Annotated in this window: 30 protein-coding genes; 7 read left to right on the top strand and 23 right to left on the bottom strand. The window is 62.4% G+C overall.

Going from position 1 to position 26854, the window contains the following annotated elements; translation table 11 throughout:
- Positions 1–38 precede the first annotated feature (38 nt).
- The 3 genes from ACKLNI_RS20235 to ACKLNI_RS20245 form a co-directional block, all read right to left on the bottom strand.
- On the bottom strand, positions 39–836 hold the full coding sequence (locus ACKLNI_RS20235; RefSeq protein ID WP_413720920.1) for a DUF1194 domain-containing protein: 798 nt from the start codon (positions 834–836) through the stop codon (positions 39–41).
- Positions 833–1750, bottom strand: a complete 918-nt coding sequence (locus ACKLNI_RS20240) for a sulfotransferase domain-containing protein (RefSeq protein WP_413720921.1) — start codon at positions 1748–1750, stop codon at positions 833–835. The genes ACKLNI_RS20235 and ACKLNI_RS20240 overlap by 4 nt, the downstream gene beginning before the upstream one ends.
- 337 nt (positions 1751–2087) lie before the next feature.
- Complete coding sequence (locus ACKLNI_RS20245) at positions 2088–2360, bottom strand: hypothetical protein (RefSeq protein ID WP_413720922.1); 273 nt, start codon at positions 2358–2360, stop codon at positions 2088–2090.
- 180 nt (positions 2361–2540) lie between these two features.
- On the opposite strand from ACKLNI_RS20245, the gene ACKLNI_RS20250 reads away from it, so the two are divergent.
- The gene (locus ACKLNI_RS20250) at positions 2541–3239 is read left to right on the top strand and encodes a winged helix-turn-helix transcriptional regulator (RefSeq protein WP_413721133.1); all 699 of its coding nucleotides are present in this window, start codon (positions 2541–2543) and stop codon (positions 3237–3239) included.
- Positions 3240–3336: 97 nt separating this feature from the next.
- Here the strand turns inward: ACKLNI_RS20250 and ACKLNI_RS20255 are convergent, their stop codons facing one another.
- The 3 genes from ACKLNI_RS20255 to pyrC all read right to left on the bottom strand — a co-directional run bounded on the left by ACKLNI_RS20255 (position 3337) and on the right by pyrC (position 6800).
- On the bottom strand, positions 3337–4830 hold the full coding sequence (locus tag ACKLNI_RS20255) for a replicative DNA helicase (protein ID WP_413720923.1): 1494 nt from the start codon (positions 4828–4830) through the stop codon (positions 3337–3339).
- A 163-nt stretch (positions 4831–4993) separates the two neighbouring features.
- Positions 4994–5671, bottom strand: a complete 678-nt coding sequence (locus tag ACKLNI_RS20260) for an orotate phosphoribosyltransferase (protein ID WP_413720924.1) — start codon at positions 5669–5671, stop codon at positions 4994–4996.
- Between the two features lie 91 nt (positions 5672–5762).
- Complete coding sequence (pyrC, locus tag ACKLNI_RS20265) at positions 5763–6800, bottom strand: dihydroorotase (RefSeq protein ID WP_413720925.1); 1038 nt, start codon at positions 6798–6800, stop codon at positions 5763–5765.
- A gap of 95 nt (positions 6801–6895) precedes the next feature.
- Here pyrC and ACKLNI_RS20270 point away from each other — a divergent pair, with 95 nt between their 5' ends.
- On the top strand, positions 6896–7183 hold the full coding sequence (locus tag ACKLNI_RS20270; RefSeq protein WP_413720926.1) for a hypothetical protein: 288 nt from the start codon (positions 6896–6898) through the stop codon (positions 7181–7183).
- A gap of 127 nt (positions 7184–7310) precedes the next feature.
- Complete coding sequence (locus ACKLNI_RS20275; protein WP_413720927.1) at positions 7311–7469, top strand: hypothetical protein; 159 nt, start codon at positions 7311–7313, stop codon at positions 7467–7469.
- A gap of 12 nt (positions 7470–7481) precedes the next feature.
- On the opposite strand, the gene ACKLNI_RS20280 is transcribed toward ACKLNI_RS20275, so the two are convergent.
- Complete coding sequence (locus ACKLNI_RS20280) at positions 7482–8435, bottom strand: phosphoadenosine phosphosulfate reductase (protein ID WP_413720928.1); 954 nt, start codon at positions 8433–8435, stop codon at positions 7482–7484.
- Between the two features lie 273 nt (positions 8436–8708).
- Positions 8709–8972, bottom strand: coding sequence for a DUF4242 domain-containing protein (locus ACKLNI_RS20285; protein ID WP_413720929.1), 264 nt, complete (start codon positions 8970–8972; stop codon positions 8709–8711).
- A gap of 139 nt (positions 8973–9111) precedes the next feature.
- Here ACKLNI_RS20285 and ACKLNI_RS20290 point away from each other — a divergent pair, with 139 nt between their 5' ends.
- Complete coding sequence (locus ACKLNI_RS20290; RefSeq protein WP_413720930.1) at positions 9112–9990, top strand: LysR family transcriptional regulator; 879 nt, start codon at positions 9112–9114, stop codon at positions 9988–9990.
- A 16-nt stretch (positions 9991–10006) separates the two neighbouring features.
- On the opposite strand, the gene ACKLNI_RS20295 is transcribed toward ACKLNI_RS20290, so the two are convergent.
- The 3 genes from ACKLNI_RS20295 to infC all read right to left on the bottom strand — a co-directional run bounded on the left by ACKLNI_RS20295 (position 10007) and on the right by infC (position 13503).
- A complete protein-coding gene (locus tag ACKLNI_RS20295) occupies positions 10007–11398 on the bottom strand; it encodes a glutamine synthetase family protein (protein WP_413720931.1) in 1392 nt (463 codons plus the stop codon).
- Positions 11399–11402: 4 nt separating this feature from the next.
- Positions 11403–12776 (bottom strand): aspartate aminotransferase family protein, encoded by a 1374-nt coding sequence (locus ACKLNI_RS20300; RefSeq protein ID WP_413720932.1) that lies wholly within the window; start codon positions 12774–12776, stop codon positions 11403–11405.
- Between the two features lie 214 nt (positions 12777–12990).
- Positions 12991–13503, bottom strand: coding sequence for a translation initiation factor IF-3 (gene infC, locus ACKLNI_RS20305; RefSeq protein ID WP_413720933.1), 513 nt, complete (start codon positions 13501–13503; stop codon positions 12991–12993).
- A gap of 384 nt (positions 13504–13887) precedes the next feature.
- Between infC and ACKLNI_RS20310 the strand changes: the two genes are divergently transcribed.
- Positions 13888–14256, top strand: a complete 369-nt coding sequence (locus tag ACKLNI_RS20310; protein WP_413720934.1) for a hypothetical protein — start codon at positions 13888–13890, stop codon at positions 14254–14256.
- 76 nt (positions 14257–14332) lie between these two features.
- Here ACKLNI_RS20310 and ACKLNI_RS20315 read toward each other — a convergent pair whose 3' ends face one another.
- From ACKLNI_RS20315 to cysG, 6 genes are all read right to left on the bottom strand, one after another.
- The gene (locus ACKLNI_RS20315) at positions 14333–15169 is read right to left on the bottom strand and encodes a ferredoxin--NADP reductase (protein WP_413720935.1); all 837 of its coding nucleotides are present in this window, start codon (positions 15167–15169) and stop codon (positions 14333–14335) included.
- Positions 15170–15239: 70 nt separating this feature from the next.
- Positions 15240–15659, bottom strand: a complete 420-nt coding sequence (locus ACKLNI_RS20320; RefSeq protein ID WP_413720936.1) for a DUF934 domain-containing protein — start codon at positions 15657–15659, stop codon at positions 15240–15242.
- A complete protein-coding gene (locus tag ACKLNI_RS20325) occupies positions 15656–16405 on the bottom strand; it encodes a phosphoadenylyl-sulfate reductase (protein WP_413720937.1) in 750 nt (249 codons plus the stop codon). Before ACKLNI_RS20325 ends, ACKLNI_RS20320 begins: the two co-directional genes overlap by 4 nt.
- Entirely contained in the window at positions 16395–18065 is a 1671-nt protein-coding gene (locus ACKLNI_RS20330) for a nitrite/sulfite reductase (protein WP_413720938.1), read from the bottom strand. Before ACKLNI_RS20330 ends, ACKLNI_RS20325 begins: the two co-directional genes overlap by 11 nt.
- A gap of 2 nt (positions 18066–18067) precedes the next feature.
- Positions 18068–18370: a DUF2849 domain-containing protein gene (locus ACKLNI_RS20335; protein ID WP_413720939.1), complete on the bottom strand. Its 303-nt coding sequence runs from the start codon at positions 18368–18370 to the stop codon at positions 18068–18070.
- Positions 18367–19758 carry a siroheme synthase CysG gene (gene cysG / locus ACKLNI_RS20340; protein WP_413720940.1) on the bottom strand — a complete coding sequence of 464 codons (1392 nt, stop codon included), beginning with the start codon at positions 19756–19758 and terminating at the stop codon, positions 18367–18369. Before cysG ends, ACKLNI_RS20335 begins: the two co-directional genes overlap by 4 nt.
- Positions 19759–19894: 136 nt before the next feature.
- Here cysG and ACKLNI_RS20345 point away from each other — a divergent pair, with 136 nt between their 5' ends.
- Complete coding sequence (locus tag ACKLNI_RS20345) at positions 19895–20356, top strand: Lrp/AsnC family transcriptional regulator (RefSeq protein WP_413720941.1); 462 nt, start codon at positions 19895–19897, stop codon at positions 20354–20356.
- On the opposite strand, the gene ACKLNI_RS20350 is transcribed toward ACKLNI_RS20345, so the two are convergent.
- The gene (locus ACKLNI_RS20350; protein WP_413720942.1) at positions 20353–21534 is read right to left on the bottom strand and encodes a cytochrome P450; all 1182 of its coding nucleotides are present in this window, start codon (positions 21532–21534) and stop codon (positions 20353–20355) included. The two genes, ACKLNI_RS20345 and ACKLNI_RS20350, sit on opposite strands and share 4 nt — an antisense overlap.
- Positions 21535–21792: 258 nt before the next feature.
- Here ACKLNI_RS20350 and ACKLNI_RS20355 point away from each other — a divergent pair, with 258 nt between their 5' ends.
- A complete protein-coding gene (locus ACKLNI_RS20355) occupies positions 21793–22800 on the top strand; it encodes a DUF808 domain-containing protein (RefSeq protein WP_413720943.1) in 1008 nt (335 codons plus the stop codon).
- A gap of 32 nt (positions 22801–22832) precedes the next feature.
- Here the strand turns inward: ACKLNI_RS20355 and ACKLNI_RS20360 are convergent, their stop codons facing one another.
- From ACKLNI_RS20360 to ACKLNI_RS20380, 5 genes are all read right to left on the bottom strand, one after another.
- Positions 22833–23033, bottom strand: coding sequence for a YgaP family membrane protein (locus ACKLNI_RS20360; protein WP_413720944.1), 201 nt, complete (start codon positions 23031–23033; stop codon positions 22833–22835).
- Positions 23034–23116: 83 nt separating this feature from the next.
- Positions 23117–23764: a Crp/Fnr family transcriptional regulator gene (locus ACKLNI_RS20365; protein ID WP_413720945.1), complete on the bottom strand. Its 648-nt coding sequence runs from the start codon at positions 23762–23764 to the stop codon at positions 23117–23119.
- The gene (mmsB, locus tag ACKLNI_RS20370) at positions 23764–24636 is read right to left on the bottom strand and encodes a 3-hydroxyisobutyrate dehydrogenase (RefSeq protein ID WP_413720946.1); all 873 of its coding nucleotides are present in this window, start codon (positions 24634–24636) and stop codon (positions 23764–23766) included. Before mmsB ends, ACKLNI_RS20365 begins: the two co-directional genes overlap by 1 nt.
- The gene (locus ACKLNI_RS20375; RefSeq protein ID WP_413720947.1) at positions 24633–25676 is read right to left on the bottom strand and encodes an enoyl-CoA hydratase/isomerase family protein; all 1044 of its coding nucleotides are present in this window, start codon (positions 25674–25676) and stop codon (positions 24633–24635) included. The genes mmsB and ACKLNI_RS20375 overlap by 4 nt, the downstream gene beginning before the upstream one ends.
- On the bottom strand, positions 25673–26815 hold the full coding sequence (locus ACKLNI_RS20380) for an acyl-CoA dehydrogenase family protein (protein ID WP_413720948.1): 1143 nt from the start codon (positions 26813–26815) through the stop codon (positions 25673–25675). The genes ACKLNI_RS20375 and ACKLNI_RS20380 overlap by 4 nt, the downstream gene beginning before the upstream one ends.
- Positions 26816–26854 lie beyond the last annotated feature (39 nt).

A 26854-nucleotide genomic window follows, 5' to 3' on the forward strand; every position in this document is an offset into this window, starting at 1 on the left:
CCGAGACGTTAGCCCCGGTCGCCGTCATTCACCAGAGCCTAGGGTTCGCCCCAGATGGATTCCCGCTGCCGGCGCAGTTTTTCCCCGATAAGGCAGTCGTAACCGTCCTCGGTTTGCCCGGTCCGGCCCTGCGCAAGCACGACATCGGGCGGTCCGACAAGTTCCAGTACAAGTTTTCGCCTCACAGCGAGGGGGAAATCGTCCCAGTCGAGTACCGGGATGACGAAGGCGCCAGGGCCACCGACGACGCATTCCCAGTAATAGACGTCGAGATCGTCGATCCCCCAGCGCGAGGTCGAATCCTCGGTCATCAGAGGCAGGCCGTTGACGATCAGGCCCTCTTCAACGGCGATGTCGCGGGCCTCGGTCACCGGACGGCCATCGTTGTTCGGTCCGTCACCGGATATGTCGATGACCTTCCTCAACCCTTCGAATTCGTTCGACCGGATCGACTCGCGGGCATAATCCACCGCGCCCGAGATCGAGGTTCTTCGCATGGCATAGTTGAAGTCCGCCGTCAGTTGCGTCGATACAGCCTCCGCCGCCTCTCGGCTGTCGATCAGCGTCCAGGGCACGATCTCGCGCTGCAGCCCGTAGCCGGCCCATTCGACGAAAGTAACGGCGATCGAGCCGGTGAAACTGTTCAGAATGACGTTCACGACCTCGTCCGAGGTGATGGCCTCGGCATAGCCGCGCCGCTGGATTTCAAGCTCTGCCGGACCCATCGAACGCGAAACGTCGACCATCAAAGCCAGTTCGACGTCGACTTCTTTCGCCTCGGCAAGCACAGGCCAGGCAATGGCGGCAAGCCCGGCCAAGAGGGCGGCAGACCTCATGCCGTTCCGTCGGTCGGCCCGCCCTGTTCAAGCCAGCGTTTCGCCGCTGGTTCCAGTACTTTCGAAGCCACGGCCTCGTAAAGTTCGATCTGCGCCGGTGTCAGCACATCCCGCCACCGCCCGTTGGTTCCCTTGTTGTAGAAGACAGTCGCGCCTCCCTTGAGCCCGCTGTCATGTCCTTCCAGCGCCTCGGCGTCACGCTTCATGGAGGAAAACTCGCAAAGCTCTGTGATCCGGTCGAGCATATCGTCCTCGACCTCGATATCGAGATACCGGGCGATCCGCGCGATCTGGCCCCGAAGGTCGGCCTTCATGTCGGCATAGTGCAGGAGCAGCACGTTGTCGCGATGCCGTTCCGGCCACCAGGTCTGGGTTTGCCGCATGCAGGACCAGAAGGGATACCCGTCATTCTCGCCTTCTATCGCGCCGCGCGTGATCCAAAGATCGAAGAAGGTGGAGATGTCGGTGGGCGGCCGGGGCAGGGGGCCGGCTGCGGTGCCGGCGAAGGCCGCGAACATGTCGTCGCCGAAATTGGTGTAGAAGTTCCAGAGCGACATGAAGACGTCACGCGGATCGCGGCCGACGTGGATGTATTTTGCTTCGGGCCAGATCGGCAGCCCGTCGAAATACATATGGCTCTTGATCGCGCGGCGGTGAGTCTGCGGCTCCAGTATCGCGAGATGCTCGGCGTGATCCCGGAATGCCTTGTCGAGCCACGGAGAGACGCCGCCGATATGGCGCACCTCGAGATCCTGGAAGATCAGGTGCAGCACGATGTTCTGGGTCCATGTGGTGCCCGCCTTGTAGGCCGTCGCCACCACGACATCGCCGGGACGGACCTCGAAATCATCCCAGCGGCTGCTGTCCAGAAGCTGATTGTAGTACCGGCGCGTAGCCGGTTCCGGCGATGCCATCGTTCCTACCCCCGACTGACCATATGCCTGGCCATCCTAACAAATCGCAGCGCAACCGCGAAGCCGGGAAATCGAACGGGGCCAGAGCCCCCTTACGGACGTCCCGCTGCAGAGGCTTCACGAGGTTGCTGAAGCAGGTGGAACAGTGCCCGAGGGAGAGGACCTTGGCGCCGATGAGGCCATCACGCTCCTGGTCCGCCATGACTCCGGCATGAGACGCGGTTTCCTGAAATCAGGTTCACCATAGCGAAAGGGCGGCTTTCTTGCCCTTTCCGGAAACGTTTCAGCGCCGACGCTGGTTGTTGCGGCGACTCCAATGTCAATCCTCTTGAAAAGATTACCAGTTACCCAGCCTGCTTTCTCGGATTTCGTCCAATCCCCAAGTGCCATCGGAATTGCCGGCCTGGTAGGCCATCAACGTCACATCGTGCTTGGTAAGTCCGAAGTCACGAAGCTGGGCTTCCGACAAGGCGTCCAAGGACCTTCTGACCTGTATGCGCGTCATGAACCCTGTTAGGGTCTGTTTTGCCTTCTCGTACGCCCTCACGATGAGAGAAGACGAAAAGCGGGTGCCGTGAACGTTTAGGGTCACGTATCGGGGACGAGCCATGATATTTGCTCCTTGCTTGCACTCATTTATTCAGAGCGTGCAGGCAAGATGGCATTCATGGCAGCTCGTCGGGCAGTGTAGAAAGTGAACCACCTCCAGTACAATAAGTGTACTGGTCGCTGCTTGACCTGATGCGCTAGCATTCTCCCTGGACACGCAAAGAGAACGCGAGGTGTGACCATGTCGAAGCCATACGGGCTTTTTTGTCCTACGTCCAAAGCCTGCGAAGTGCTCAACCCAAGGTGGACGATTCAGATTCTCGGCGAGCTCTGGGCGGGATCGACGCGCTTTAACGACATTCGCCGCGGTTTGCCCGGAATATCTCCAACGCTGTTGACACGTCGTCTCAAGGAAATGCAGGAGAACGGGTTGGTTGAGCGCATAGAGGATCGTGCCTCCGGAGCAATTGACTATGTCCGCACCGAAAAGGCGGCAGAACTCGACCCGATATTGCAAGGTCTGGCGAGATGGGCTCAGCGCCATATCGCCGCGGAAATTGCTCTGGAGGATCGCGATGCGGACGTACTGATGTGGACGCTGCAAAAGCGCATCGTAGCCGAGGAGTTGCCACAGCGCAGGATAGTGATCCGTTTCAACTTCTCGGATGCGACGTCTCCTGCGTCGACCTATTGGCTATTGGTTGTCCCAAATTCGCCTGTGGAGCTTTGCGCGTCTGATCCCGGGTTTGACGTGGACCTATATGTCGAGACTGCGGTGTCGGCACTTACCGGAATATACCTGGGGCGCAGTACGATTGATCGCGAGAGCGACCGGGGCCGGTTTTTCATGGTGGGCGACGCCATGCTCGAGAAAACGATCCCAAAATGGTTCAAAATCAGTATGTACGCCGACGTCGCGGACATCGCTCGAGTAGATTGATCGACCACGTTACTGCATGTATCGGGTTGCGATACAGAAACGCCTTTTGAATTTGTCGATGCTCTCGGCCCGGTCCCGAAAGCCCGACGCTTATCCCTCAGAACCCGTCGCCGCCGCCCTGCTGCCAGGGCTTCACGAGATTGCCGAAGCGCGTGAAGCGGCCCTCGAAGGAGAGTTCCACGGTGCCGATGGGGCCATGGCGCTGCTTGCCGATAATCACTTCGGCGCGGCCGTGAAGACGTTCCATCTCCTCCTGCCACTTTGCCATGGCCTCCAGATCGTGATCGCCGGGTTTCTCCCGTTCCTTGTAGTATTCCTCGCGGAACACGAACATCACGACATCGGCGTCCTGCTCGATAGAGCCCGATTCACGTAGATCCGACAGTTGCGGGCGTTTGTCCTCGCGGTTCTCGACCTGTCGCGACAACTGCGACAGTGCGATCACCGGAATATCCAGTTCCTTGGCGATGGCCTTGAGACCTTGCGTGATCTCCGAGACCTCGTTCACCCGGCTGTCCTTGGCCGTCGCGGGCCGGACCAGCTGGAGATAGTCGATGATCAGCACGTCAAGCCCATGCTCGCGCTTCAGGCGCCGGGCGCGGGCGGCCAGCTGCGAGATGGGCAGGGCGGGCGTGTCGTCGATATAGAGCGGGCAGGCCTCGAGCGCCTTCGCGGCTTCGACGAAGCGGCGGAACTCGGCTTCGGTCATGTCGCCGCGCCGGATCTGCTCGGATGGCACTTCGGCGGCTTCCGAGAGGATCCGCGCGGCCAGCTGTTCGGCGCTCATTTCCAGCGAATAGAAGCCTACCACGCCCCCATCGATAGCCCCCTCGCCGCCATCGGGCAAGCGGCCGCGCTTGTAGGCCTTGGCGATGTTGAAGGCGATGTTCGTGGCCAGCGACGTCTTGCCCATCGAGGGACGCCCGGCAAGGATCAGAAGATCCGAGCGATGCAGGCCGCCCAGCTTCTTGTCCATGTCGGTCAGCCCGGTCGAGACACCCGCCAGGCCACCATCCCGCTGGTATGCCGCGTTGGCGACGTTGACGGCATCGGTGACCGCTTTGAGGAAGGACTGAAATCCGCTTGACGTGGTTCCGGCCTCGCCAAGCTTGTACAGCGCCTGTTCGGCTTCGACGATCTGTTCCTTGGGTTCGTTCGCGACCTCGACCTTCTGGGCCTTCGAGACGATCTCGCGGCCAAGCTCCATCAGCTTCCGCCGGATCGCGAGGTCGTAGATCATCTGCGCATAGTCGCGCGCGGCGAAAGAACTGATCGCGGCGCCCGCAAGGCGGACCAGATAGGCCGCTCCACCCAACTCCTTCAGTCCGGGATCGTCCTCGAGGAACGCCTTCAGCGTCACCGGCGAGGCCAGCGCGTTCTTGGCGATCCGACTCGCCGCGACCTCGTAGATTCGCGCATGAACGGGGTCGTAGAAATGGCTCTCGTTGATCACGCCGGCCACGCGATCATAGATATCGTTATTGGTCAGAATCGCGCCCAGAAGCTGTTGTTCCGCTTCGATATTATGTGGCACTGTCTCGGTCTCGGCGGTCATGTCGCCAGCCGGTTTCATGCGAGCGATTTCGCTCATTCCTGCCCTCTTTTTCTTGTACCGTCCCCTGCGCACTCCATACGCGCCGCGGCCTTACAGGTCTATCTGGAAATCCTGTGGATCACCTGTGGACAACTCGATTTCCCCATCATCTTGGGGTCAGGCGGGCCTTCGGGTCAACATGAAGTGGTTCAATCGCACACTATTTTTTGCGCGCCTCTTGCCAGGGGCGCGGCGCGCGCAGGAAGTTCTCGACTTCGCTCAGGGTTTCGGCATCGAAGCGTTCGCCCTCGCGCGCAGCTTCCAGCACGTCCCACCATGTGCACAGATGGTGCAAGTGGACGCCGTGGGCCGCCAGCGTGTCGATCGTCTCTGGAAAGATGCCGTAGTAGAAGATCACGGCGGTATGCCCGCAAGTGGCCCCGGTCTCGCGGATCGCGTCGACGAATGACAGTTTCGAGCCGCCGTCGGTCGTCAGATCCTCCACAAGAAGAACCCGCTGTCCCTCGGTCATCACGCCTTCGATCCGGGCATTCCGGCCATAGCCCTTGGGCTTCTTCCTGACATAGGTCATCGGCAGCGCCAGGCGTTCGGCGACCATGGCGGCAAAGGGAATGCCCGCGGTCTCGCCGCCCGCGATGTTGTCGAAGGCTTCGAAGCCAGCCTCGCGCATCACGGTCACCGCCATGAAATCCATCAGCGTGGCCCGGATGCGGGGAAAGGAGATCAGCTTGCGGCAATCGATATAGGTGGGCGAGGGCAACCCGGAGGCCAGCGTGAACGGGTCTTTCGCGTTAAAATGCACCGCGCCGACTTCGAGGAGCATATTCGCCGAAAGGCGGGCGATCTCTTGCTTGTCGGGAAAGCTGGTGGGGATCATCTCGGCGGCTCCTGTCTTCTTCTTTTCGAAAATACTCCGGGGGTCCGGGGGCAGCGCCCCCGGCGGATCGGTGCGCGCAGCGCACCGATCATCACGTCACTCTCCAATGGACCGGCCGGCCGGGGTTGAAAACGCTCACGGGTCCCGCGCCGGTTTCGATCTTCGCGGGGATGTCGATCGGCGCGCCCCTGGTCAGCGTGATCCGCTCCTCGTTCACAGGCACTCCGTAGAAGGCCGGTCCGTTCAGCGAGGTGAACGCCTCCAGCCGGTCGAGCGCGTCCGCCTCGTCGAAAATCTCCGCAAGGCAGGACAGGGCGACCGGGGCGGTAAAGCAACCGGCAGCGCAGCATTCGGCCTCTTTCGCGTGGGTCGGATGCGGCGCGCTGTCGGTGCCGAGGAAAAAGCGCGGCGAGCCGCCTGTCGCGGCCTCGACCAGTTTCGGGCGGTGTGTGCCGCGCTTGAGGATCGGAAGACAGTAGAGATGCGGGCGCATGCCGCCCACCAGCATGTCGTTGCGGTCCAGCATCAGGTGCTGAACGGTGATCGTCGCGGCCAGTGTCTCGTCGCCCTCGGCGGCATATGCTGCGGCCTCTGCGGTGGTAATGTGTTCCATGACAACCCGCAGCCCGGGGGTTGCCCGGCGGATCGGGTCAAGCACCTCGTCGATGAAGACGGCTTCGCGGTCGAAAATGTCGATTTCGCGCCGGGTGACCTCACCATGCACACAGAGCGGCAGCCCGATCTCCGCCATGCGCTCCAGCACCGGCCGGACCTTGTCGAAGTCGCGCACGCCCGAGGCCGAATTCGTGGTGGCACCTGCCGGGTACAGCTTGACCGCCTTCACCAGCCCGCTTTCCGCGGCGGCTGCGACGTCTTCGGGATCGGTGTCCTCGGTCAGGTAGAGCGTCATCAGCGGTTCGAAGGTCATGCCGTCGGGCAGGGCGGCGAGGATGCGCTCGCGGTAGGCCGCTGCCTCGGCGCCCGTCACGACCGGCGGCACGAGGTTCGGCATGACGATGGCCCGTGCGAAATGGCGGGCGGTCCAGGGAAGGACACCCTCCAGCATCGCACCATCGCGCAGGTGGAGGTGCCAGTCATCGGGGCGGCGGATCGTGAGGCTCTCGGTCATGTGGTTCCTCTACCGGATCGCGCGGGGGCTTGCCAGAGGTGGAGGGCTCGGGACAGACTGGAGGCGGCGAGACGACGAACGGCTTGGAGCAAGACATGTTTGGCACTTTCATTCTCGGGCTGGCGGCGGGTTGGGTCGCGCCCTATGCGGAGCCGCGGATAAAGGCCGCGCTTGACGGAATTCTTCTGGACGACACTCCGATCGCACCGAAGGAGATGGCTCTATTGTCGTTCGCGGTCTGTTTGCTGGGTGCGGCGATTCTGTCGATGCTCGTCGCAGAGCCCCATGCGGCGCCACTGGCGCTGGGCGCTGTTGCCGGCGTTTTCGGGCCAAAGCTGATCGAGAAATGGCGCACCGGCAAGCGGCCCGATTACGACAGCTGAAGACGCACGCTCCCAGCCGAGTTATGCAGCGCCGCCATGGCGGGTATGCTGAACCGGTGCTTGTCCGGCGTTCATATTCTGCCCATTTATCGGGCAATTCTGAAACGCATGTACACTGGAGTTACCCATGGCGTCCCCCGCTTGGCTTGCTGGTTTCCTGGCCGCGTTCGGCCCGAGTGCCCGCTATCACGACCTGTTTTCCCTGAGCGACCGTGAATTGGCTCGGCGCGGCTATGACCGTGCCGGATTGCAGCGCAGCTTTATCGCAAGCCTTGGTGGCTACTGAGCCGCCGAGAGCCTAAGCGCGGTCCTGCGCTTGCTCGACATCAGAAACATCTTCGCCACGTTCCGCCGCAAGCTGTCGCTCAGCCTCTTCGAGATGCTGCTTGAAGCGCGGAATTGGTCTGTCCTTCAGCACCGCCCGGCATAGCGCCGCCGTCAGTGCAGGACGGTCCTCGGAGAGGACGCGCGCCAGAAGTGCCCTGAGATAGGGCACATGGCGCTTTCTCAGTCTCAGGATCGAAGCCAGCTTCGCCGGTGTGAGAACGCCGTTCGCGGCCTTTTCAGCCAGGACCGACACGAGTCCGAGGGCGCGCAGATCCGCTTCGATCGCGCCGGCCCGGCCGCGCCGGTAGCGGTGGTGATGGATGTTCGAGCCCTGGAACAGCGAGGCGTGCATCGCATCCTCGGCCTCGTCGGGGTCGTAGATCAGGAAGGCCTGAGACGCCGCCTCGAGCATGTCGGGGGCGTAGGCGTACCGCGACGAGAAATCCAGTCGCCGCGCCGTCGGAAAGCGGCTGTCCCATTGCGTCCGCGTCCGGTCCAGCGTCGCCTGCGGCGAGACGAGGATGACCTGTGCGCCAGGCGCCACGACCGAGAAGGCGGCGGCGGCATAGCCGCACATCCCCGCGCCGTAGACGATGACGCGATCGAAATCCTCGAAGAAACCATAGTCGACGAGCCGGTCGAAGTAGTTCCAGACCCGCTGGTCGCGGAACCATGTCTGTTTCTGAGTGATCAGGGAAAGATGCGACCAGCCCCGGCGGTTGCAGACATCGAAGCCGACCGGCATGCCGGTGTCGCTGACCGAGCGGATGCCGAACAGTGTTTCGAAGGCAACGAAAAGCACGTCATGGGAACGCTCGACGAAGATCGAGGCATGATCCGGACCCAGGTTTGAAAAATAGCCGTCTCTCTCGCCGATTCCGCGCAGCTTTTCCAGCCACTCGGCATCGGAAAGATCGCCGGACATAGCAGCCCCCGCTACCATATCACTCGTCCTTACATTACTTCCGCCACTCTAGAGCACCGGGCGGCACTGGCAAGATTTCGCCATGATTGATAGTAAATTGTATCTGTATCGAAAACAATTTTGCCCAAAACCGTGATATGTTGATCGAAAATCATCCAATCGGGATGGTCCGACCCGGCGCATACCGACAAGGCGGTGATGCGAGGGAGGGCTGCCCCGGTCCGGCCATGCGGAATCAGGGGGCAGCGCCTATTCATTCCGGCAAGTTCTGTCTCAGGGTGTCAGGTCCATTGCGGCGACGACCCGCGAATAGGGCAGGCCCGCGCGATCGTTCAGTTCCTGCACCTGTGCCGCGCTCTCCCCGTCGAACAGGCACATGCAGCGCCCGTCGTCCGGCGCGAAGGTCGAGCGGATATACCCGATCTTGCTCCCCTCGCCGCGCATCTTTTCCGCTTCGGCGATGGCCGCCTTCTGCGCGCCACCCAAAGCCTCCATGCTGATCCCCTTGAGATCGCGCTCCACCATGAATACCGACATGCTGTCCTCCAATGTTGTGGTAGGGTGAATATTCCGCATTTTGCGCAAACGCGGGGTTATGGGATGATAACCGCAGGTTTTGAATTCCCATGTTAGGGTTCAGCCGCCAAGACCATGGCTCATGAAGGGGGTGTGCAGCATGGAAATGGGTCAGATTCGGTATGTGCTCTCAGCCGCTCATCACCTGAATTTCACGCGGGCGGCGGAGGAGTGTGGCGTAACGCAGCCTGCCTTGACCAAGGGGATCAAGGCGCTTGAGGCGGAACTGGGTGCGCCTTTGTTCAACCGTGAAGGTCGCCGGATCAGTCTTTCGGGGTTCGGGCGATCCATGCTTCCGCATTTCAGGTCGATCGCGGAAGAGGCCGAGGCGACGCGGGCACTGGCGGACAATTTCCGTCTTCTGGCGCAGGTGCCGGTCAAGCTAGGGGTTCAGAACACGATCGGGCATCTTCGATTGGCCCGCTTCCTCGCCGAATTCGAGCGCCGCCACGAAGGTATCGAACTGGCGGTCTCGGAGGCACCGCGAGGCGAACTTGAAAGGCAACTCGACTCGGGTGAACTGGACCTGGCGATCTTTACGCGGATGGATGATGGCGATGATCGCTTCCGCCTGACACCTCTTTACGAGGAGCGCTATGTTGTTGTTTTCCCACCGGGACACCGGATGGCAGCGGCGAATGCGGTGATGCTGGGCGAACTTTCCGGGCAGCCATATGTCGACCGGCTGGCGTGCGAGTTGCGGGAAATGGTGATGGGCGTCTGCAAAAGCCGCGACATCGATCTCTATGCGCGGTTCCGTTCAGAGCGCGAGGACTGGGTGCAGGCGATGGTGCTGGCAGGTATCGGATTTGCATTCATGCCGGAATATTCCGTGACGCTTCCGGGTCTTGTGCAACGGCCTCTGATCGAACCCGAAGTCTCGCGCAACGTGGTCGCGGCCAGCGTGCCGGGCCGCCAGCATTCGCCCGCTGCCGCCGCTCTGATGCGGGCGGCGCAAGGGTTCCGCTGGCCGGGATAGATACGGGCTCTGCCGGTCAGATCGTGTGCAGGTAGAGGTCGTAGTCGAGTTCGCTGATCGTGCGGGCCACGCGCGCGTACTCGGCCTCCTTCACGGCGGTGAAAGTGCGGTGCATGTCCTCGCCGAAGGCCTGCTTCAGGAAGTCCGAATGCGTCGCGGCCGTGATTGCACTGCGCCAGTCGCGCGGGATCACCGGCCCGTCGGGGTCCTCGGCATAGGCGTTGCCGGTGGTCTCGGGGCCGGGGTCGAGCCGATGGTCCATCCCGTGAGCCATTCCGGCCAATACCGCGGCGGCAACGAGATAGGGATTGGCATCGACTCCGGACGGGCGATGCTCGATGCGGCGGGCGCTGACGTCTCCCTCGGGCACGCGAAGCGCGACCGAACGGTTGTTGACCCCCCATGCGGTCGAGACAGGCGCATAGCTCTGGCTGGCGAAGCGGCGCCACGAATTGAGATGCGGCGCGAAGACCAGCATCGCCTCTCCCATTGTCGCACGTAGTCCGCCAAGCGCGTTGAGAAGCGCCGGGTTCCAGCCCTGTCCCGGCTCTTCGGCGAACACATTGCGCCCATCGAGGTCCTGAAGCGAGACATGGAAGTGCATGCCCGAGCCCGCGTAATCCTCGACAGGCTTGGCCATGAAGCAGGCAGTGACCCCGTGGGCGCGGGCGTGCTGCCGGACGATCCGCTTCAGTCGCACGATATCGTCGGCGGCCTGCATCGCGTCCTCGCGGTAGTGCAGCGTCAGTTCGTATTGGCCGGGCGCATACTCCGAGATCAGCGTCTCGGCCTTGATGCCCATGGCCTCGGCGCCCGCATAGATGTCCGAGAACAGCGGCAGCATTCCGTGCAGGTGATCGACGGAGTAAACCTCGGTCCGGCGGCTGGCGCGGCCGTCGAGCACGTCGCGCGCCGGCTGCACCCTGCCATCCGGGCCGCGATCTCCCGAGAGGAGGAAGAATTCCAGCTCAAAGGCGGCGGCCGGTCTTAGTCCGCGTTCGGCAAATACCTGAACCTGCCGCTGCAGCGCATGACGCGGATCAGAAGTCATCGGTCGCCCGTCAAGCTCGTAGAGCGACATCAGGACCTCGGCACGCGCAGGGCTGGTCCCGTGAATGGGTTTCAACGTGCCGGGGATCGGCCACGCGCGCAGGTCACCGTCGCCCTGATCCCAGATAAGGCCGGTCTCGTGTACATCCTCGCCGCAGACGTCGAGCCCGAGGATCGAGATCGGCATGTGCCGGCCCGACCGGTAGAGTGAAAGAAGCTCGTGCCGCCGGATGATCTTTCCGCGCCCGATCCCGTTCGAGTCGTGCAGCACGATGTCGATGGCCTGAATCTCGGGATGATCGGCGAGGAAGGCTTCGGCTTCGGCGGCATCGGCGCCGGTGGGGCAGGTCTGGGTCATGGCGTCAGGCAAACATCTCTGCAAGGATTTCATCGAAGGCGGCGATCAGCCGGTCGATCTGGCGTTTCTTCGTGGCGGGGCTGACCAGCATCATGTTGTGGAAGGGCGCGATCAGAACGCCGCGGTTCAGAAGCGCGGTGTGCAGCACGGTCTCGATCTCGGGCACATGGGCGTTGGCGGCCTCGGCACCGTTCCCGAGAGGGCCGGGCGCGCAGATGAACTCCACCCGAGCGCCGACCCGCACGACGTGCCATGGCGCCCCGCGGGTCTCTATCCTCTGGGCAAGGCCCTGTGCCAGCCGTCCGGCGCGCTTTTCCATGCGCGCATAGTTCTCGGCCGTCATCACCTTTCCAAGCGTAGCGGCAAGGCAGGCGAACTGCATCGGATTCGCCGACAGGGTCGTACCCATGCCGGAATGCCCGGCAGGTTTCGCGCCGAGGTAGCTCAGATAGCCTTCCGCCACCTTCGGCCGAAGCCCCCAAACCGCCGTGGGCACACCGCCTGCAACGCATTTCCCGACGACGAAGATGTCGGGATCAAGCCCGTGAACCCGGGTGTAGCCGCCAAGCCCCGAGGAGATCGTGTGGGTTTCGTCGATGATCAGAAGCGCGCCGTAATCGGTCGCGAGCCGTCGCAGGCCTTCGTGGAAACCGGGCTGGGGCAGCACCATGCAGGAATTCGTCATCACCGGTTCGGTTAGGATCGCGGCGATCTCGCCGGTCTTGAGTTCCGCCTCGACGCTGGCGAGATCGTTGAACTCGGCGCAGGCAGCGACACGGGTCAGGTCGGCCACCTGTCCCACCAGCCCCGGACGCGGGATGGTTGCGCCGTCGTGGCGAGCGACCATCGCGTCGTCGACCGTGCCATGATAGCAGCCGTTGAACACCAGCACCTTGGGGCGTCCGGTCACCGCGCGGGCCACGCGGAGGGCGAAGCGGTTGGCATCGGTCGCGGTCGTCGCGATCTGCCATGCGAAGTCGCCGAAGCGCTCTGTCAGAAGTCGTCCGGCCGTCAGAGCAGTCTCGGTCGGCAGCATGTAGGTGAGGCCGTTTCTTGCCTGCTTCCGGATCGCCTTCGCGACGGGCGCCGGCGAATGGCCGAACATCGACCCGGTATCGCCAAGGCAGAAGTCATCGAGCTTGTTCCCGTCGATGTCGGTCAGCCGCGCCCCCTTCGCCCTGGCGACGAGCATGGGGAAGGGCATCGGCCAGTCCTTCATCCAGTGCATGGGCACGGAATCGAGAAAGGACGCAGCCCCCTTGCCAAGCGCCTTCCTGGTGGCGGGGCGGGCGGCGGTGTAGCGGTCGGCCTCGCGCCGGGCGATGGCCTCGAGACGCGACGCAGGGACTCCGGCGATCAGGGCGGGTTTGCGAGCCACGGGATAACTCCTTGAGATGGTTCCTTTTCAGTCAGGTTTGATCAAATATCAAGCACGAAACGAGGGCGCTTAATGAACTTGATATCTCTGCGGAATGTCGAGTTTGATCAAATTTTTTGTCTATGGACGGTCGGGTGCCGCAGACTCCCCCCAAAAAAACAGAAAAGCCCGCATCAAAATGCGGGCTTTCAATCATTTTTTCGGGCGGTGTGCCTTACTTTGCCGGACCGATCATCATGACCATCTGGCGACCTTCCATCTTGGGCATGTTCTCGACCTTGCCGAGCCCTTCGACATCCGCCGCCACGCGCTCCAGAAGTTCGCGACCGAGATTCTGGTGCGCCATCTCGCGTCCGCGGAACCGAAGCGTGATCTTCACCTTGTCGCCATCTTCCAGGAACCGCTTAACGTTCCGCATCTTCACGTCGTAGTCGTGCACGTCCGTGTTGGGGCGGAACTTGATTTCCTTGACCTCGATGATCTTCTGCTTCTTGCGCGCCTCGCTCTCCCGCTTCTGCTGCTCATACTTGAACTTGCCATAGTCCATGATCTTGCAGACAGGTGGCGAGGCATTGGGGGAGATTTCAACAAGGTCTAGCCCTGCTTCTTCGGCAAGCTCAAGCCCACGTTCGGGCGAGACGACGCCGACATTCTCTCCATCGGCTCCGATGAGCCGGATTTCTGGCACGCGGATACGTTCGTTGATCCGGGGGCCAGTGTCACGCACGGGTGGTGCGTTGTGCGGTCTGCGAGCGATAGGAGTTTTCCTTTGTTCTGATTTCCAACGGTCACGCAAATTAAGCCTTGTTTGCAAGTGTTTCAACAGGATTTCGGCGGGATCGGGATTTTATTTTCCCAGTTGTTTGCCGGGTTTGGCCCGTTGATAGCCCGATAGCGGACCCGGGGGCAGACTGTTGCCGAATTGCAAATACTCGCAAGTATCTCCGCGCGCTTCCCGTAATAAACAAAAATCCGCCGATCTGCCCCCCCCCGACTCAGCCGCCTTTGGCCGATTTCCGCGCTGCAGCGCGAAGGCGATTGGAATTGCCATTCCACCCGCTAGAAGGGAGCGCAGAAGGGGTTGGGTTTTTCGTCGAGTAGGAAAAACAAGATGGGGCAACTGATTTGGATTTTTGCCGCTGTGGCGGCGGTTGGCGGCGTAATTGGCCTGACGTCGCTCAACAACCAGAAACCGGAGATTGCTAAGACTGAACCGGGGCGCGTGACCGAGCAGGTTTTGCAGCCAGAACCGCAGGGTTTCGGATCGGATGGCAGTGCATTGGCCGTTGCGGCGTTTGGTTTGTCGGCGCTTCAGCCCGCAACCTATAACGGCGAGATGGTGCTCGAGATCATCGACGCCTCGCATCTGGACGAGGCCGAGAAAGGCGAGCTGACCGCCGATCTCGCGGCGGCAGAAGCAGGCCGCGCCGATCTGGAAGACGTTCTGGAAGACGTTCGGGTCGCGCTGGCTCTGGAATAATCATCTGAAAGAGCGAAAGAAAAAGGCCGCCATACTGCTGGCGGCCTTTTCATTTGAATTGACTATATCCTAGCGATCAGACCCCGTCGCCGACAAAGGCTTTCTCGACGACATACTGCTTGGGGTCGCTGTTGGCGCCTTCCACAAGCCCAAAGCCTTCGAGCACCTCTTTCATGTCGGTGTTGAACGCCAGGCTGCCGCAGACCATTCCACGGTCGTGTTCCGGGTCGATGCCGCCGATCCCGAGATCCGCGAACACCTTGCCGCTGGTCAGGTTGTCGGTGATCCGGCCCATTTTCGGGCTCTCTTCGCGCGTTGTCGTCGGGTAGTAGATCAGCTTGTCGGCGAAGCCTTCGCCTATCAGTTCGCCCAGCATCTCGTCGGCGCGGATGCTGTCGATCAACTGGCGCCCGTATTCCAGTTCGGCCACGTCGCGGCAGGTGTGCATCATGATGACCTGCTCGTACCGCTCATAGGTGTCCGGATCGCGCATAAGCGAAGCGAAGGGCGCGATGCCGGTGCCGGTGGCGAAGAACCACAGCCGTTTGCCGGGCAGAAGCGCGTCGAGGACGAGCGTGCCGACAGGCTTTGGGCGCAGGATGATCTGATCGCCGGGCTGGATATGCTGTAGTTTCGAGGTCAGGGGGCCGTTCTGCACCTTGATCGAGTAGAACTCCAACTCGTCGTCCCATGCCGGAGAGGCGATCGAGTATGCGCGCAGAAGCGGTTTGCCGTTGTCGCCCAGAAGGCCGATCATCACGAACTCGCCCGAGCGGAAGCGCAGGGACGCGGGCCGGGTCACGCGGAACGAGAACAGCTTGTCGGTCCAGTGCTGGACGGCGGTGACGGTCTGGGCGTCGGGCAGGGTGACAGGCTTGGCGGCGGCTTCGTTCACGGGTCTTTGCTCGGTCATATCTTCCATAGGACCCTTGGTAGGGCCACTCCTCGTCTTAAACGTTGATCTCGGTCAGATAAAGTGTGCTTCAGGCGCGCAGTCGCGATTGGTAGTCGTGCGCGCGCCATTCGGCGCGGGCCAGCCACTGGTTCTCGGGCTGCCGGGCGGCCAGATCCTCGGAGATTTCGACTTCATCGAAACCCGAACGGCGGGCCATGGCGTACTGATCGGCGATGATATGGCCTTTCGCGCGCAACCGTCCCTGATATCCCATCAGCCGCAGGCGCCGCGCGATGCTGAAGCCGCGCCCGTCCGCAAAGCTGGGGAAATCAACGCGGATCAGGTCGATGGCATCGATCCTGTCCGCCAGCGCCGCCGGGTCGGCATCCGAGCGAAGGTCCACCGCCACAACGGGCGCAGCATCGTTCGCGGCAAGCTGGGGCAGTTCGAAAAAGCCGTGGGTCCAATCGTCGGCATCGAAGCCGGTGTCGGTGACTATAATGCTCATGATGCCTCCTTCAGGGGCGTGCGCACGGCCTTGCCGTTCACGAAATGAATTCCGCATTCATCCTTGTCCTGCCCGCGCCAGCGCCCGGCGCGCGGGTCTTCGCCCGGAGCGACGCGGGTCGTGCAGGGAGCGCAGCCAATGGAGGGATAGCCCCTGGCCACCAGGGGATGGCGGGGCAGGCGGTTGTTGGTCATGTACTCGGCGATATCCTCCGGGCCCCAATGGGCGAGCGGGTTGATCTTGATGCGTGTGCCACCCTCGTCCTCGAAGAAGTCCAGCGCGGCGCGCTTTCCGCCCTGATAGCGTTTTCGACCCGTGATCCAGGCATCGAAGGGCGCGACGGCGGCCTGCAGCGGCTCGGTTTTCCGAAGCGCGCAGCAGGCGTCGGGGGCGGTCTGGTGCAGCGTGTTTGCGTGGTCGCGCAGGAAGGTCTGGTCGCGGTCAGGGCGAATTATCTGAACATTGTTTAACGCTAAACTATCCGCCACTTCCCTTTGATATTCCAGCGTTTCCGGGAACAACATCTCTGTGTCGATGAACAGGATTGGCGTACTGCGGTCGATGACCGATACCATGTGCAGCAGCACGACCGATTCCGCGCCGAAAGATGAGACCAGCGCGGTTTGACCGACCTGCGGGTCGGTCAAGGCATGGGCCAGAACATCGGCGGCCGAGTGGTGCGCATAGCGCCGGTTCAGTTCGGCAACGCGGACAGAAACCGGATCGAGCGGTGCTTCAAGCGGCATTGGCCTTTTCCTTCTCGGGGTAGAGCGCGGCCTTGAAAGGCTCGGCTCCAAGGCGGCGATAGGTCTCGAGGAACGTCTCGGAGGCGTCCTCGCGGATGTCGAGATAGGCTTCGATCAACCGCTCGATGGCTGGTACGATCTCGTCATAGGCAAAGCCCGGCCCGGCACGTTCGCCGATCGTGGCGGTTTCGGTGCCGTCGCCACCAAGGGTGATCTGGTAGTTCTCGACGCCGGCGCGATCCAATCCGAGAATGCCGATATGGCCGACATGGTGATGGCCACAGGCGTTGATGCAGCCCGAGATCTTGATCTTCAGGGGACCGATCTCGTGCTCCAGTTTCAACTCGTCGAACCGCGTCGCGATCTCCTGCGCCACGGGGATCGAGCGTGCGGTAGCCAGCGCGCAGTAATCCATGCCGGGGCAGGCGATGATGTCGGAGATGAGCCCGATGTTCGCGGTCGCGAGGCCAGCCTCGCGCAGCGCCTCGTAGACCTCGGGCAGGTCCGATTTGTGGACATGGGGCAGGATGACGTTCTGCTCGTGGCTGATGCGCAACTCGTCATGACCGAAACGCTCGGCAAGGTCTGCCAGAACGCGCATCTGATCCGAGGTTGCGTCGCCCGGCGTGGCGCCATGTGCCTTGAGCGAAACCGAGACGATGGCATAGCCGGGCGCGCGATGTTCGAACAGGTTCGTGTCCGTCCAGGAGCGGAAACCGGGGTTCTGACTGCGCGCGATGTCGTATTTGTCCAAGGGTGCGTTCCGGAAGGCGGGCGGCGCGAAGGATTGTTCGATTTCTGCAAGCAGTTCCTGGTCAAACCCGCTGAACTGGGGGCGGATTTGTTCGAAACGTGCATCCACCAGATCGCGGATTTTCTCCAATCCGTTCTCGGCGACGGTGATTTTGATGCGCGCCTTGTACTTATTGTCCCGCCGTCCCAGCAGGTTGTAGACGCTGACGATGGCCTCGCAATATGGCAACAGATCGGCCAGCGGCAGGAACTCGCGGATGACCTTGCCGACCATCGGGGTGCGGCCAAGGCCGCCGCCCACGATGACTTCGAAGCCGGGTTCTCCGGCCGCATTCCGCACCATGCGCAGGCCGATGTCATGGGCCTTGGTCACGGCGCGGTCGTTGGGCGATCCGGTGACAGCGATCTTGAATTTCCGGGGTAGAAACTGGAATTCCGGGTGATCTGTCGACCACTGGCGCAACAACTCGGCTACGGGGCGCGGATCAGCGATCTCGTCGGCGGCAGCACCTGCGAAATGGTCGGCGGTAACGTTGCGGATCGTGTTGCCGGAGGTCTGGATGGCGTGCATGCCGACATCGGCCAGCGCCTCCAGCATATCGGGCACATCCTGCAGTTTCGGCCAGTTGTACTGGATGTTCTGCCGCGTGGTGAAATGGCCATAGCCCTTGTCCCAGCGTTCGGCGATCCACGCCAGCTGACGCATCTGCGCGCTGTTCAGCGTGCCATAGGGGATCGCGACGCGCAGCATATAGGCGTGAAGCTGCAGGTAGAGGCCGTTCATCAGGCGCAGCGGCTTGAATTCGTCCTCGGTGAGGCTTCCGTCGACGCGCCGTTCGACCTGGGCGCGGAACTGCGACACGCGTTCACGCACGAAAGCTTCGTCGAAGTCATTGTATTTGTACATCTTTACTCTCCGGCTTGTTTGCCGTGGGCATAGTTGGACGGGCCCTTGGTGCGGAAGATTTCACGGAAATGCGTAGGTGCGGGGCCATGGTCCGTGGCTTCGGCGTCGGCAAGGTAAGCGCCGACCACAGCGCCGGGCTGGCTGATCGCGAAGAGAAGCCGATCGTCGGCGACCGCCTCGTCGTCGATCAGTTCCGCTTCGGACATGTGCCGCGTCCAGCGGTCATCTTCGGTCAGCCAGACCACGTCGCCTTCCAGCAGCGCGTTCGCGGTGACGACTTTCGGGGTAAAGGGACGGCGGCTCATAGCGCGATCTCCTCTTCGTAGGTTTGAGCGAATGTCTCGGCGGCGCGGGGTGCCAGGCCGAGAAGGATCAGGGCGGGTCCGGTCAGGCCGGTAACGGCGTCGGGCAGGGTGGCGAGCGTGGTACCGATGGCGCGCTGGTCGCGGCGCGAGGCGTTTTCCACGATCGTGACTGGCGTTGACGCATCGGCGCCGTGCATCATCAGGCGCCCTTGCACGAAGCGGGACGATTTCTTGCCCATGTATATGGCGGCAACCTGTCCGGGTTGGGCGAGGGCACGCCAGTCCTGCTCGGCATAGCCCTTCATGTCATGTCCTGTGACGAACCGGACCGAGGAATTGCGGTCGCGCTTCGTCAGGCTTTGCCCGATCGAGGCGACCGCGGCAGAAGCCGAAGTAATGCCGGGTATGATCGAGAAGGGCACATCGGCGGAGGCGCAAGCGTCCATTTCCTCGTCGAGGCGGCCGAAAACGGTCGGATCGCCCGATTTCAGGCGCACGATATGGGCGCCTGCCCGCGCGTGGAGCACGATCAGGGCGTCGATATCGGATTGGGCGACGGAGGGGCCGAAACCCTCTTTTCCCGCATCGATCATCAACGCTTCACGACGGGCGAGTTCGAGAACTTCCTGCGTGACCAACCGGTCGTAGATCACCACGTCGGCTTCGTGCAGCGCGCGGCGGGCCTTCAGCGTCAGGAGTTCCGGGTCACCGGGGCCGGCTCCCACGAAGGTCACGCGTCCCCGCTGTTCAGTCTGGCCAAGGTGTTGGGCCAGAAGGCTGTCCAGAGTTTCTGCCAGCGCGTCTTCGCCCGCTGCATCGAATGCGGCGGGGCCGGCGCCGAAGTAGTAGTCAGACCAGAAGGCGCGGCGCGCCCGGCCCATCGGCAGCGCCTCGGCGACACTGCGAAACGCCTTTCCGACGCGCGCAAGAACGCCAAGCGAAGCGGGCAGGCGCTCTTCCAGATCGGCCTTTATCGCGCGGGCCAGCACCGGGGCGGCGCCCTCGGTGCCGATGGCGACAGTGACGGGATCGCGGTCGACTATGGCGGGCGTGATGAATTGCGAGTGCTCGAGATTGTCGACCCAGTTCGTCAGCGCCCCGTCCGCCTGAGCCAGTCGTGTGACGCGGGCATCCTCGGTGTCGTCGTCGTTGGCGGCATAGAACAGCGCGGCGCAAAGCGCATCACCCGGTTCCATCGCGCGCCTGATCAGCGTCAGGCGCCCCTGGGCGGCAAGGTCCTCGATCTCGGGGATGACCTCGTTGGCGACAACGGAAAGGCGCGCCTCGGTTTTCAAGAGAAGACGCAACTTCGCCAGCGCAGCCTCACCTCCGCCGGAGACGACGATGCGGCGGCCCTCGGTGGCCAGGAATATCGGAAAGTATTTCATCGCAGGTACCTGAATTCTTCGCCTACAATATAGAATAATGTTCTGCGTTTTGGCAGATACCGCTTGCGGATAAGGACAAATGTTCTAGTTTGACGTCGGTTTGGAACAGATTCCCCGGAATGAGCGAGGCAAAGGAATGGCGGTGCGGCTGGACGATCTGGATCGGAAAATCTTGCGCGAATTGCAGAATGACGCCAGCCAGTCGCTGGACGATATCGCCAAGACCGTGGGGTCATCCAAGACCCCGGTTTGGAACCGGATTCGAAAGATGAAGGAGGCGGGCGTCATCGGCCGCCAGACGGTGCTTCTGGACCCGGAAAAACTTGGCTTTGACGCCTGCTTTTTTGTTCTGATCCGCACCTCGGCGCATGAGTCGGGCTGGCAGGACAAGTTCCTCAAGGCAGTTCGCGAGCGGCCCGAAGTTCTCGAGGCGCACCGGCTGGCGGGCGATATCGACTACATCCTGAAAGTTCAGGTCAGGAACGCCCGGGCCTACGACGAGTTCTACCAGGCCCTGATTTCCGAGGTGAACATCTACAATGTGACGGCGCTTCTTTCGATGGAAGAGATCAAGTCGACCACGATTCTGCCGATCTAGACCTCGACCATCAGGCGCTCCCGCCCGCGGAAGTGATACAGGTCCGCGACTTTCGGCGGTTCCACGATCCGCAGGTTGGGACAGCGCGAGAACAGTGCGGGCAGGGCGATCTGCATCTCCAGCCGGGCCAGCGGCGCGCCGATACAGAAATGAATTCCTGCTCCGAACGCCACGTTCGGACGCTTCATGCGGAACGGATCGAAAATCTCGCCATCGGGCCAGACGGCATCATCCCGGCAGGCCGACCCAAGCAGGCACCCGATCTCGGTTCCGGCCGAAAACTCTGTGCCCAGGATCGTCACATCCTTGTAAACCCACCGCCGGAACAGGTGCAGAGGCGGGTCGAAACGCAGGCATTCCTCGACCGTGCCTTCAATATAGTCCGGTTCAAGAGCCAGATTTCTTTCGGAATATTCGCAGAGCAGGCGTATCGAGTTACCCAGGGCATGGACCGTCGCCTCGTGGCCGGCATTCAGAAGCAGAATCGTGATGGATATGATTTCCCGTTCGCTCAGCTTTTGTCCGTCAACCCGGCCGACGACAAGCTGTGAAAGAAGGTCGTCGCCTGGCGTCCGGGTGCGCAACGCGATCATCTCGCGGACGAAGGCCGTGAATTCGGCGGAAGCCTCGGCGGCCGCGTTTTCGACGGATTGGTCTCGCCGAGCCTGGTACATCGCGACCATGGCATTCGACCAGTTCAGAAGCTGGGGGCACATCTCTTGCGGAACACCCAGCAGATCGGCGATCACCCGGACGGGAACCTGTCGTGCGAAGGCGTCCAGCAGGTCAAAGGGACCGGACGGAAAGGCGTCGATCAGCTGGTCGCAGGTCAGGCTGACGAACGGACCAAGCGCATTCACCTCCTTGCGCGTAAACGCGCCAAGAACCAGTTTTCTCAATCGGGTGTGCGCGGGTGGCTCCATCTCCAGAAGCGAGAATTCCTCGATGTCGTAGAAGGCCTTCAATCCGGGCTGAACGTCGGGCCGGCGTTCAACCGGGATCTCGCGCCCCAACTGAGGATGACGCAATACGGCGTTCACCGCAGCGGATGTCGTTGCGACAGGAATGCCGTACTCCTCCCAGCGAATGAAGTGCCCCAGGGCGCGGATGCTGCGGTAGAATCCATACGGATTCTGGACGAATGCCGCCTCTGTCGGCGATTGGGAGGTTGCCTCCATCTGTCCACTGTCCCCGCAAGTGGTTGAATGCGCCGCTGCGCGAATCCTGCGTATTTGTGCGCGGCAAATGGATAGCCTGTCCGGTCAGTTTTGGCTACACAGGGGGATGCTAACGTGTTGAATAATAATTTGTTGTTCGAAAGCATGGCCTTACATCCTGCACGGCCGCTTGTTTCGCTCCTCGACCTGTGAGAGACCCGGTGCATATTATGAGGCGGCTTTGCCGTTCCGAACTTTTGACAATGACGGGAACAAGACATGAGCGGTTTGCTTGCCCTGCTGGACGATGTTGCAGCGATTGCGAAACTGGCGGCCGCGCAGGTTGACGACCTGGCGACGCAGGCCGCCAAGGTCGGCGCAAAGGTTGGCCCCGCTGTCATCGACGACGCCGCGAAGGCGGGAACGAAGGCGGCAGGCGTGGTCATCGACGACGCTGCGGTCACGCCCAAATACGTCACTGGTCTGCCCGCGGCCCGGGAACTGCCGATCATCTGGAAGATCGCGCGCGCCTCGTTTTTCAACAAGCTGGTCATCCTGTTGCCGGTGGCCTTGCTGCTCAGCGCCTTCGCGCCATGGCTGATCACGCCCTTGCTGATGCTGGGCGGCTGTTACCTGTGTTTCGAAGGGGCCGAGAAGATCTGGCACTTGCTCCATCCCCATGACGAGAGCCACGCCCAGGAGGCCGAGGTCCTGGACGCGGCGCATCTCGAAGAGCAGCGGGTGAAAGGAGCCATCAAGACGGATTTCATCCTGTCCGCAGAGATCATGACAATCTCGCTCTCCGCGATCGAGAGCGACAGTTATGTTACCTCGGGTTTCATTCTGGCCATTGTCGCCGTCGGTATCACGGCGCTGGTTTACGGCGCGGTTGCGCTTTTGGTGAAGATGGACGACGCGGGTTTGCGGCTGGCAGAGATCGGCCGCCTCTCGGCGACCCGCGCCCTGGGCCGGGGTATGGTCAAGGGCATGCCGTATCTGCTGAAGGTCATCGGCATTGTCGGTACAGCCGCGATGCTCTGGGTGGGCGGAAACATCATTGTCCACGGACTGGAAGTGCTGGGGTGGCATTGGCCCTATGACACGATCAAGGACATCGCGAAATCCGTCGGCGGAGAAAGCGGCTTTGTGAAGTGGGTTGTGACGGCCACGCTCGACGGCATTCTCGGCCTGGCGCTGGGCCTCGTCCTGATCCCCATCGTCAACAAGGTGATCGTGCCTTTCGCCGGGTTGTTTTTCCCCGAGAAGAAAGCGGCGCAAAGTCATTAGGCGCGGGGAAGACCCCGCGCCTAAGTGTCATCTCAGCTCTTCAGCTTGCAGGTCGACAGCCCAAAGATCGAATAGGCCGGGCAGGAGCCCATCAGGCCTGTGGCCAGCGGCACGATGCCGATCAGAAGGAACCAGCGATAGCCGGCTTCGGGCAGCATGAAGAAAGCTGCCAAAAGCACGATTCCGACGATGATGCGAAGGGCGCGGTCTATTCCACCAACATTCTGTTTCATAAAGATTTTCCTTTCCAGGTTCGAAGGACATGATGAAACCTACCGCGATTCGCGGGTTTTGAATGTGACTTGGTCACCCTGCGTCAGTCGTTTGTAGCCACCCGCAACGCGTCGGGCTTAAGGATCGTTACCCGTCCGCGTTCATGCGTCAGCCATCCCCGGCGCTTCATGGCATCCAGTCGGCGCGAGACGACCTCGCGCGCGCTGCCGATGGCGCTGGCGATGTCCTGCTGCGTCGCCTGAACTTCGCCGCCGTCGGCGCGCGCCAGCAGGAAGCCGGCCAGCCGGGCATCGACGGGCTGGAACGCGACGCGCTCGAGGATCTGCATGGTCGACTGCATGCGCTGGGCAAATGCGGTGAACACGATGTTCCGGAAGGCCCGGTCCGCGTCCAGCATCTCGAGAAAGGTGGCGCGCGGCAGCAGAACCACCGCCGCGTCGGCTTCGACCACGGCTTCGGCGCTGTAGTCCTCGCCCCCGAGCAGGCCAAGCGTGGACTGGATGCAGCTTGACCCGGGGGTCACGTCGTAGAGCAGGATCTCGCGACCGTTCGGCCCGACCAGGTAGACGCCGATCCGGCCGGACAGCACGATGACATAGCCCTGAACGGCGTCGCCGGGGCGGAACAGCACGGTGTCCGTGGGGACGGTCATCGGCGCAAGCGCCTCGAGCCTCCGGCGACTGTCGTCGGACAGGCCGGACAGTTCCTCTATTCCGCCGGTCCAGCCCATCAGCTGCGGCCGCGCTTCTCGAAGCGGGGCAACATGGCCGAAAAGTCCTTGCCGCGCCCGTCCTCGGCCTCGACGAATTGCGCATAAAGGTCACGCGCCGCCCGCCCCATCGGGGTGTCGGCATCGACCGCTGCGGCGGCCTGCTGCGACAGGCGCAGGTCCTTCAGCATCAGTTCCGCCGCGAAACCCGGCTTGTAGTCGTTATCGGCGGGGGATTTCGGCCCGATGCCTGGGGCAGGGCAATAGGCGTTGAGGCTCCACGAGTAGCCCGAGGAGGTCGAGACCACGTCGAACATCGACTGCCGGTCAAGGCCCAGCTTGTCGGCAAGCGCAAAGGCCTCGCATGTGGCGATCATGGTCGCGCCGAGGATCATGTTGTTGCAGATCTTGGCGGCCTGACCGTTGCCCGAGGGGCCGCAATGCACGGCTTTCTGGCCCATGATGTCGAAAAGCGGCTTCGCGTCCGCGAAGGCGTCGTCGCTGCCCCCGACCATGAAGGTCAGCGTCCCGGCCTGCGCCCCGCCGATGCCGCCCGATACAGGCGCATCAAGCGCCCTCAGGCCAGCTGCCGTCGCCTGATCGGCCACGGCGCGCGCGCTTTCGACATCGACGGTCGAGCAGTCGAGAAGGATCGCGCCCTGCCGCATCGCGGGAACGACCTCGTCGGCGACCTTGCGGAGGATCGCACCGTCGGGGAGCATGGTTATGACGACGTTGGCTTCGGACGCGGCCTTTGCGGCGCTTGCGGCGGCAGCAACACCCTCGGGCATCGGTGCGGCCACGTCGAATCCGGTCACCGCATGTCCGGCGGCGGCAAGGTTTTTCGCCATCGGCCCGCCCATGTTGCCAAGCCCGATGAATCCGATCTTCATAGCGTGTCCTCCAGCTTCAGTTCGTCCGCTCCCAGCGGTCTCAGCATCGCGCTGACCTCGGCCGGGGTCGGGTCCTCGGGGCGCGCATGCCGCCATTTGGGAGACTTGTCCTTGTCGATGATGGCAGCGCGGATGCCTTCCCGGAAATCGCCCAATTCGACGATCCGGTGGCCGAAACGGTATTCCGCCTTCAGGGCCTCGTCCATCCTGTCGCGCAGGCGTGCGCGGTGCACCAGCTCCACGGTGCAGGCCATCGAGATCGGGCAGAGGCGGTTCAGTGCCTCACGGGTTTTCAGAGCCCAGTCGTCGCCTTTGTGGTCGAGCGAGCGCAGGATGTCGCGCAGGGTTTCCCCGCCGAAATGCTCATTGATGTCAGTGGTTTGCGCTTCCAGTTCCGGTGCCGGGGCGGGTGCGGCCGCCCGGTCGATCTCGTTCCAGTCTCCGGTTTCTTCCAGGCGCGAGATCAGGCCGGGCCAAGCTTCTTCGGGGATGTAGTAGTCGGCGAACCCGGCGAGGATCGCATCACCCGCCTTCATCCGGTGTCCGGTGATCCCGAGGTATTCGCCAAGGCGTCCCGGCGCGCGCGCCAGAAGCAGGGAGCCGCCCACGTCAGGGATCAGGCCGATCCCGCATTCGGGCATGGCCATTCGGCTGGTGTCGCCCACGACCCGATGCGACGCATGGCAGCCGAGGCCCACGCCGCCACCCATGGTGAAGCCCTGCATGAAGGTCGCCACCGGCTTGGGGAACTCGAACAACGCCTTGTTCACGGGATACTCCGCCCGCCAGAACCGGCGCGGCTCGTCATAGTCGCCCGCGACCATCGCGTGATAGATACCTGCGATGTCGCCGCCGGCACAGAACGCCTTGTCGCCCTCCGCGTCGATCACCAGCATCGCGATGTCGTCGTCTGCGGCGAAGCGGGGCAGGGCCTCGGTCAGCGCATCCACCATCTGCCAGGTCAGCGCGTTCAACGCCTTGGGGCGGGTCAGCGTGATGCGGCCGACACGGCCTGTCTTGCGGATCAGAATATCGCTCATCGGTTCTTCAGCATGTCGCGTGCTACGATCATCCGCATGATTTCATTCGTCCCTTCAAGAATACGGTGCACGCGCAGGTCGCGGACCACTTTTTCGATCCCGTAGTCGGCAAGATACCCGTAGCCGCCGTGCATCTGCAGGCAGGTGTCGGCGGCGCGGCTGGCAGCCTCGGTGACAAAGGCCTTTGCCATGGCGCAACGCTTGGTCGCGTCGGGCTGGCCTGTGTCCAGTGCCCAAGCCGCGTGGCGCAGGAAGGTTCTTGCGGCCTGAAGCTCGATCTCGGTCTCGGCCAGCTTGAATTGCAGCGCCTGGAACTGGTCGATCGTCTGTCCGAAGGCCCTGCGCTCGCCCATGTAGGCCAGCGTCTGATCCAGAGCCCACTGTGCGGCGCCCAGAGAGCAGGCGGAAATGTTAAGACGGCCCCCATCAAGGCCCGCCATCGCATATGTGAAACCCTGACCCTCTTTGCCAAGGATATTGACGGCCGGAATGTTGCAATCGTCCAACTGCACCTGGCGGGTCGGCTGGCTGCGCCAGCCCATCTTGTCCTCCAGTCCCCCGAACGAAAGGCCCTGTGCACCGTCCTCGACAAGGAAGGCGCTGATGCCCTTCGGCCCGTCCCCGCCCGAGCGCGCCATGACCAGATAGGCGTCCGAATACCCGCCGCCCGAGATGAAGGCCTTGGTGCCGGTCAGCGCCCAGCCTTCGTTGGTGCGGACCGCTCTCGTCTTGAGTGCGGCCGCGTCCGAGCCCGAGCCGGGTTCGGTCAGGCAGTAAGACAGCACCGTCTCCATGGTCAGCGCCTTGGGCAGAACTCGCGCCTTCATCTCGTCCGAGGCATAGACGTCGATCATGCGCGCGACCATGTTGTGGATGGAGAGGAACGCGGCGACCGACGCGCAAGAGCGCGACAATGCCTCGAAGACCAGCGTCGCATCGAGACGGGTCAGGCCGGCTCCGCCTGCCTCTTCGCTGACGTAAAGTCCGCCAAACCCCAGTTCGGCGATCTCGGTCCAGAGCGCCTTCGGGATTGTGCCGTCGCGCTCCCAATCGCGGGCATGCGGAGCGATGCGATCTTCGCCAAAACTCCGCGCAGTCTCAAAGATGAAGGTTTGTTCCTCGCTCAGCGCGAAATCCATGGCTTCCTCCCCTGAATTGAACGCTTGTCCAATTAAACC

Origin of the sequence: Silicimonas lutimaris (assembly GCF_047314965.1) — a bacterium.
Taxonomy (GTDB): Bacteria; Pseudomonadota; Alphaproteobacteria; order Rhodobacterales; family Rhodobacteraceae; genus JAVJUV01.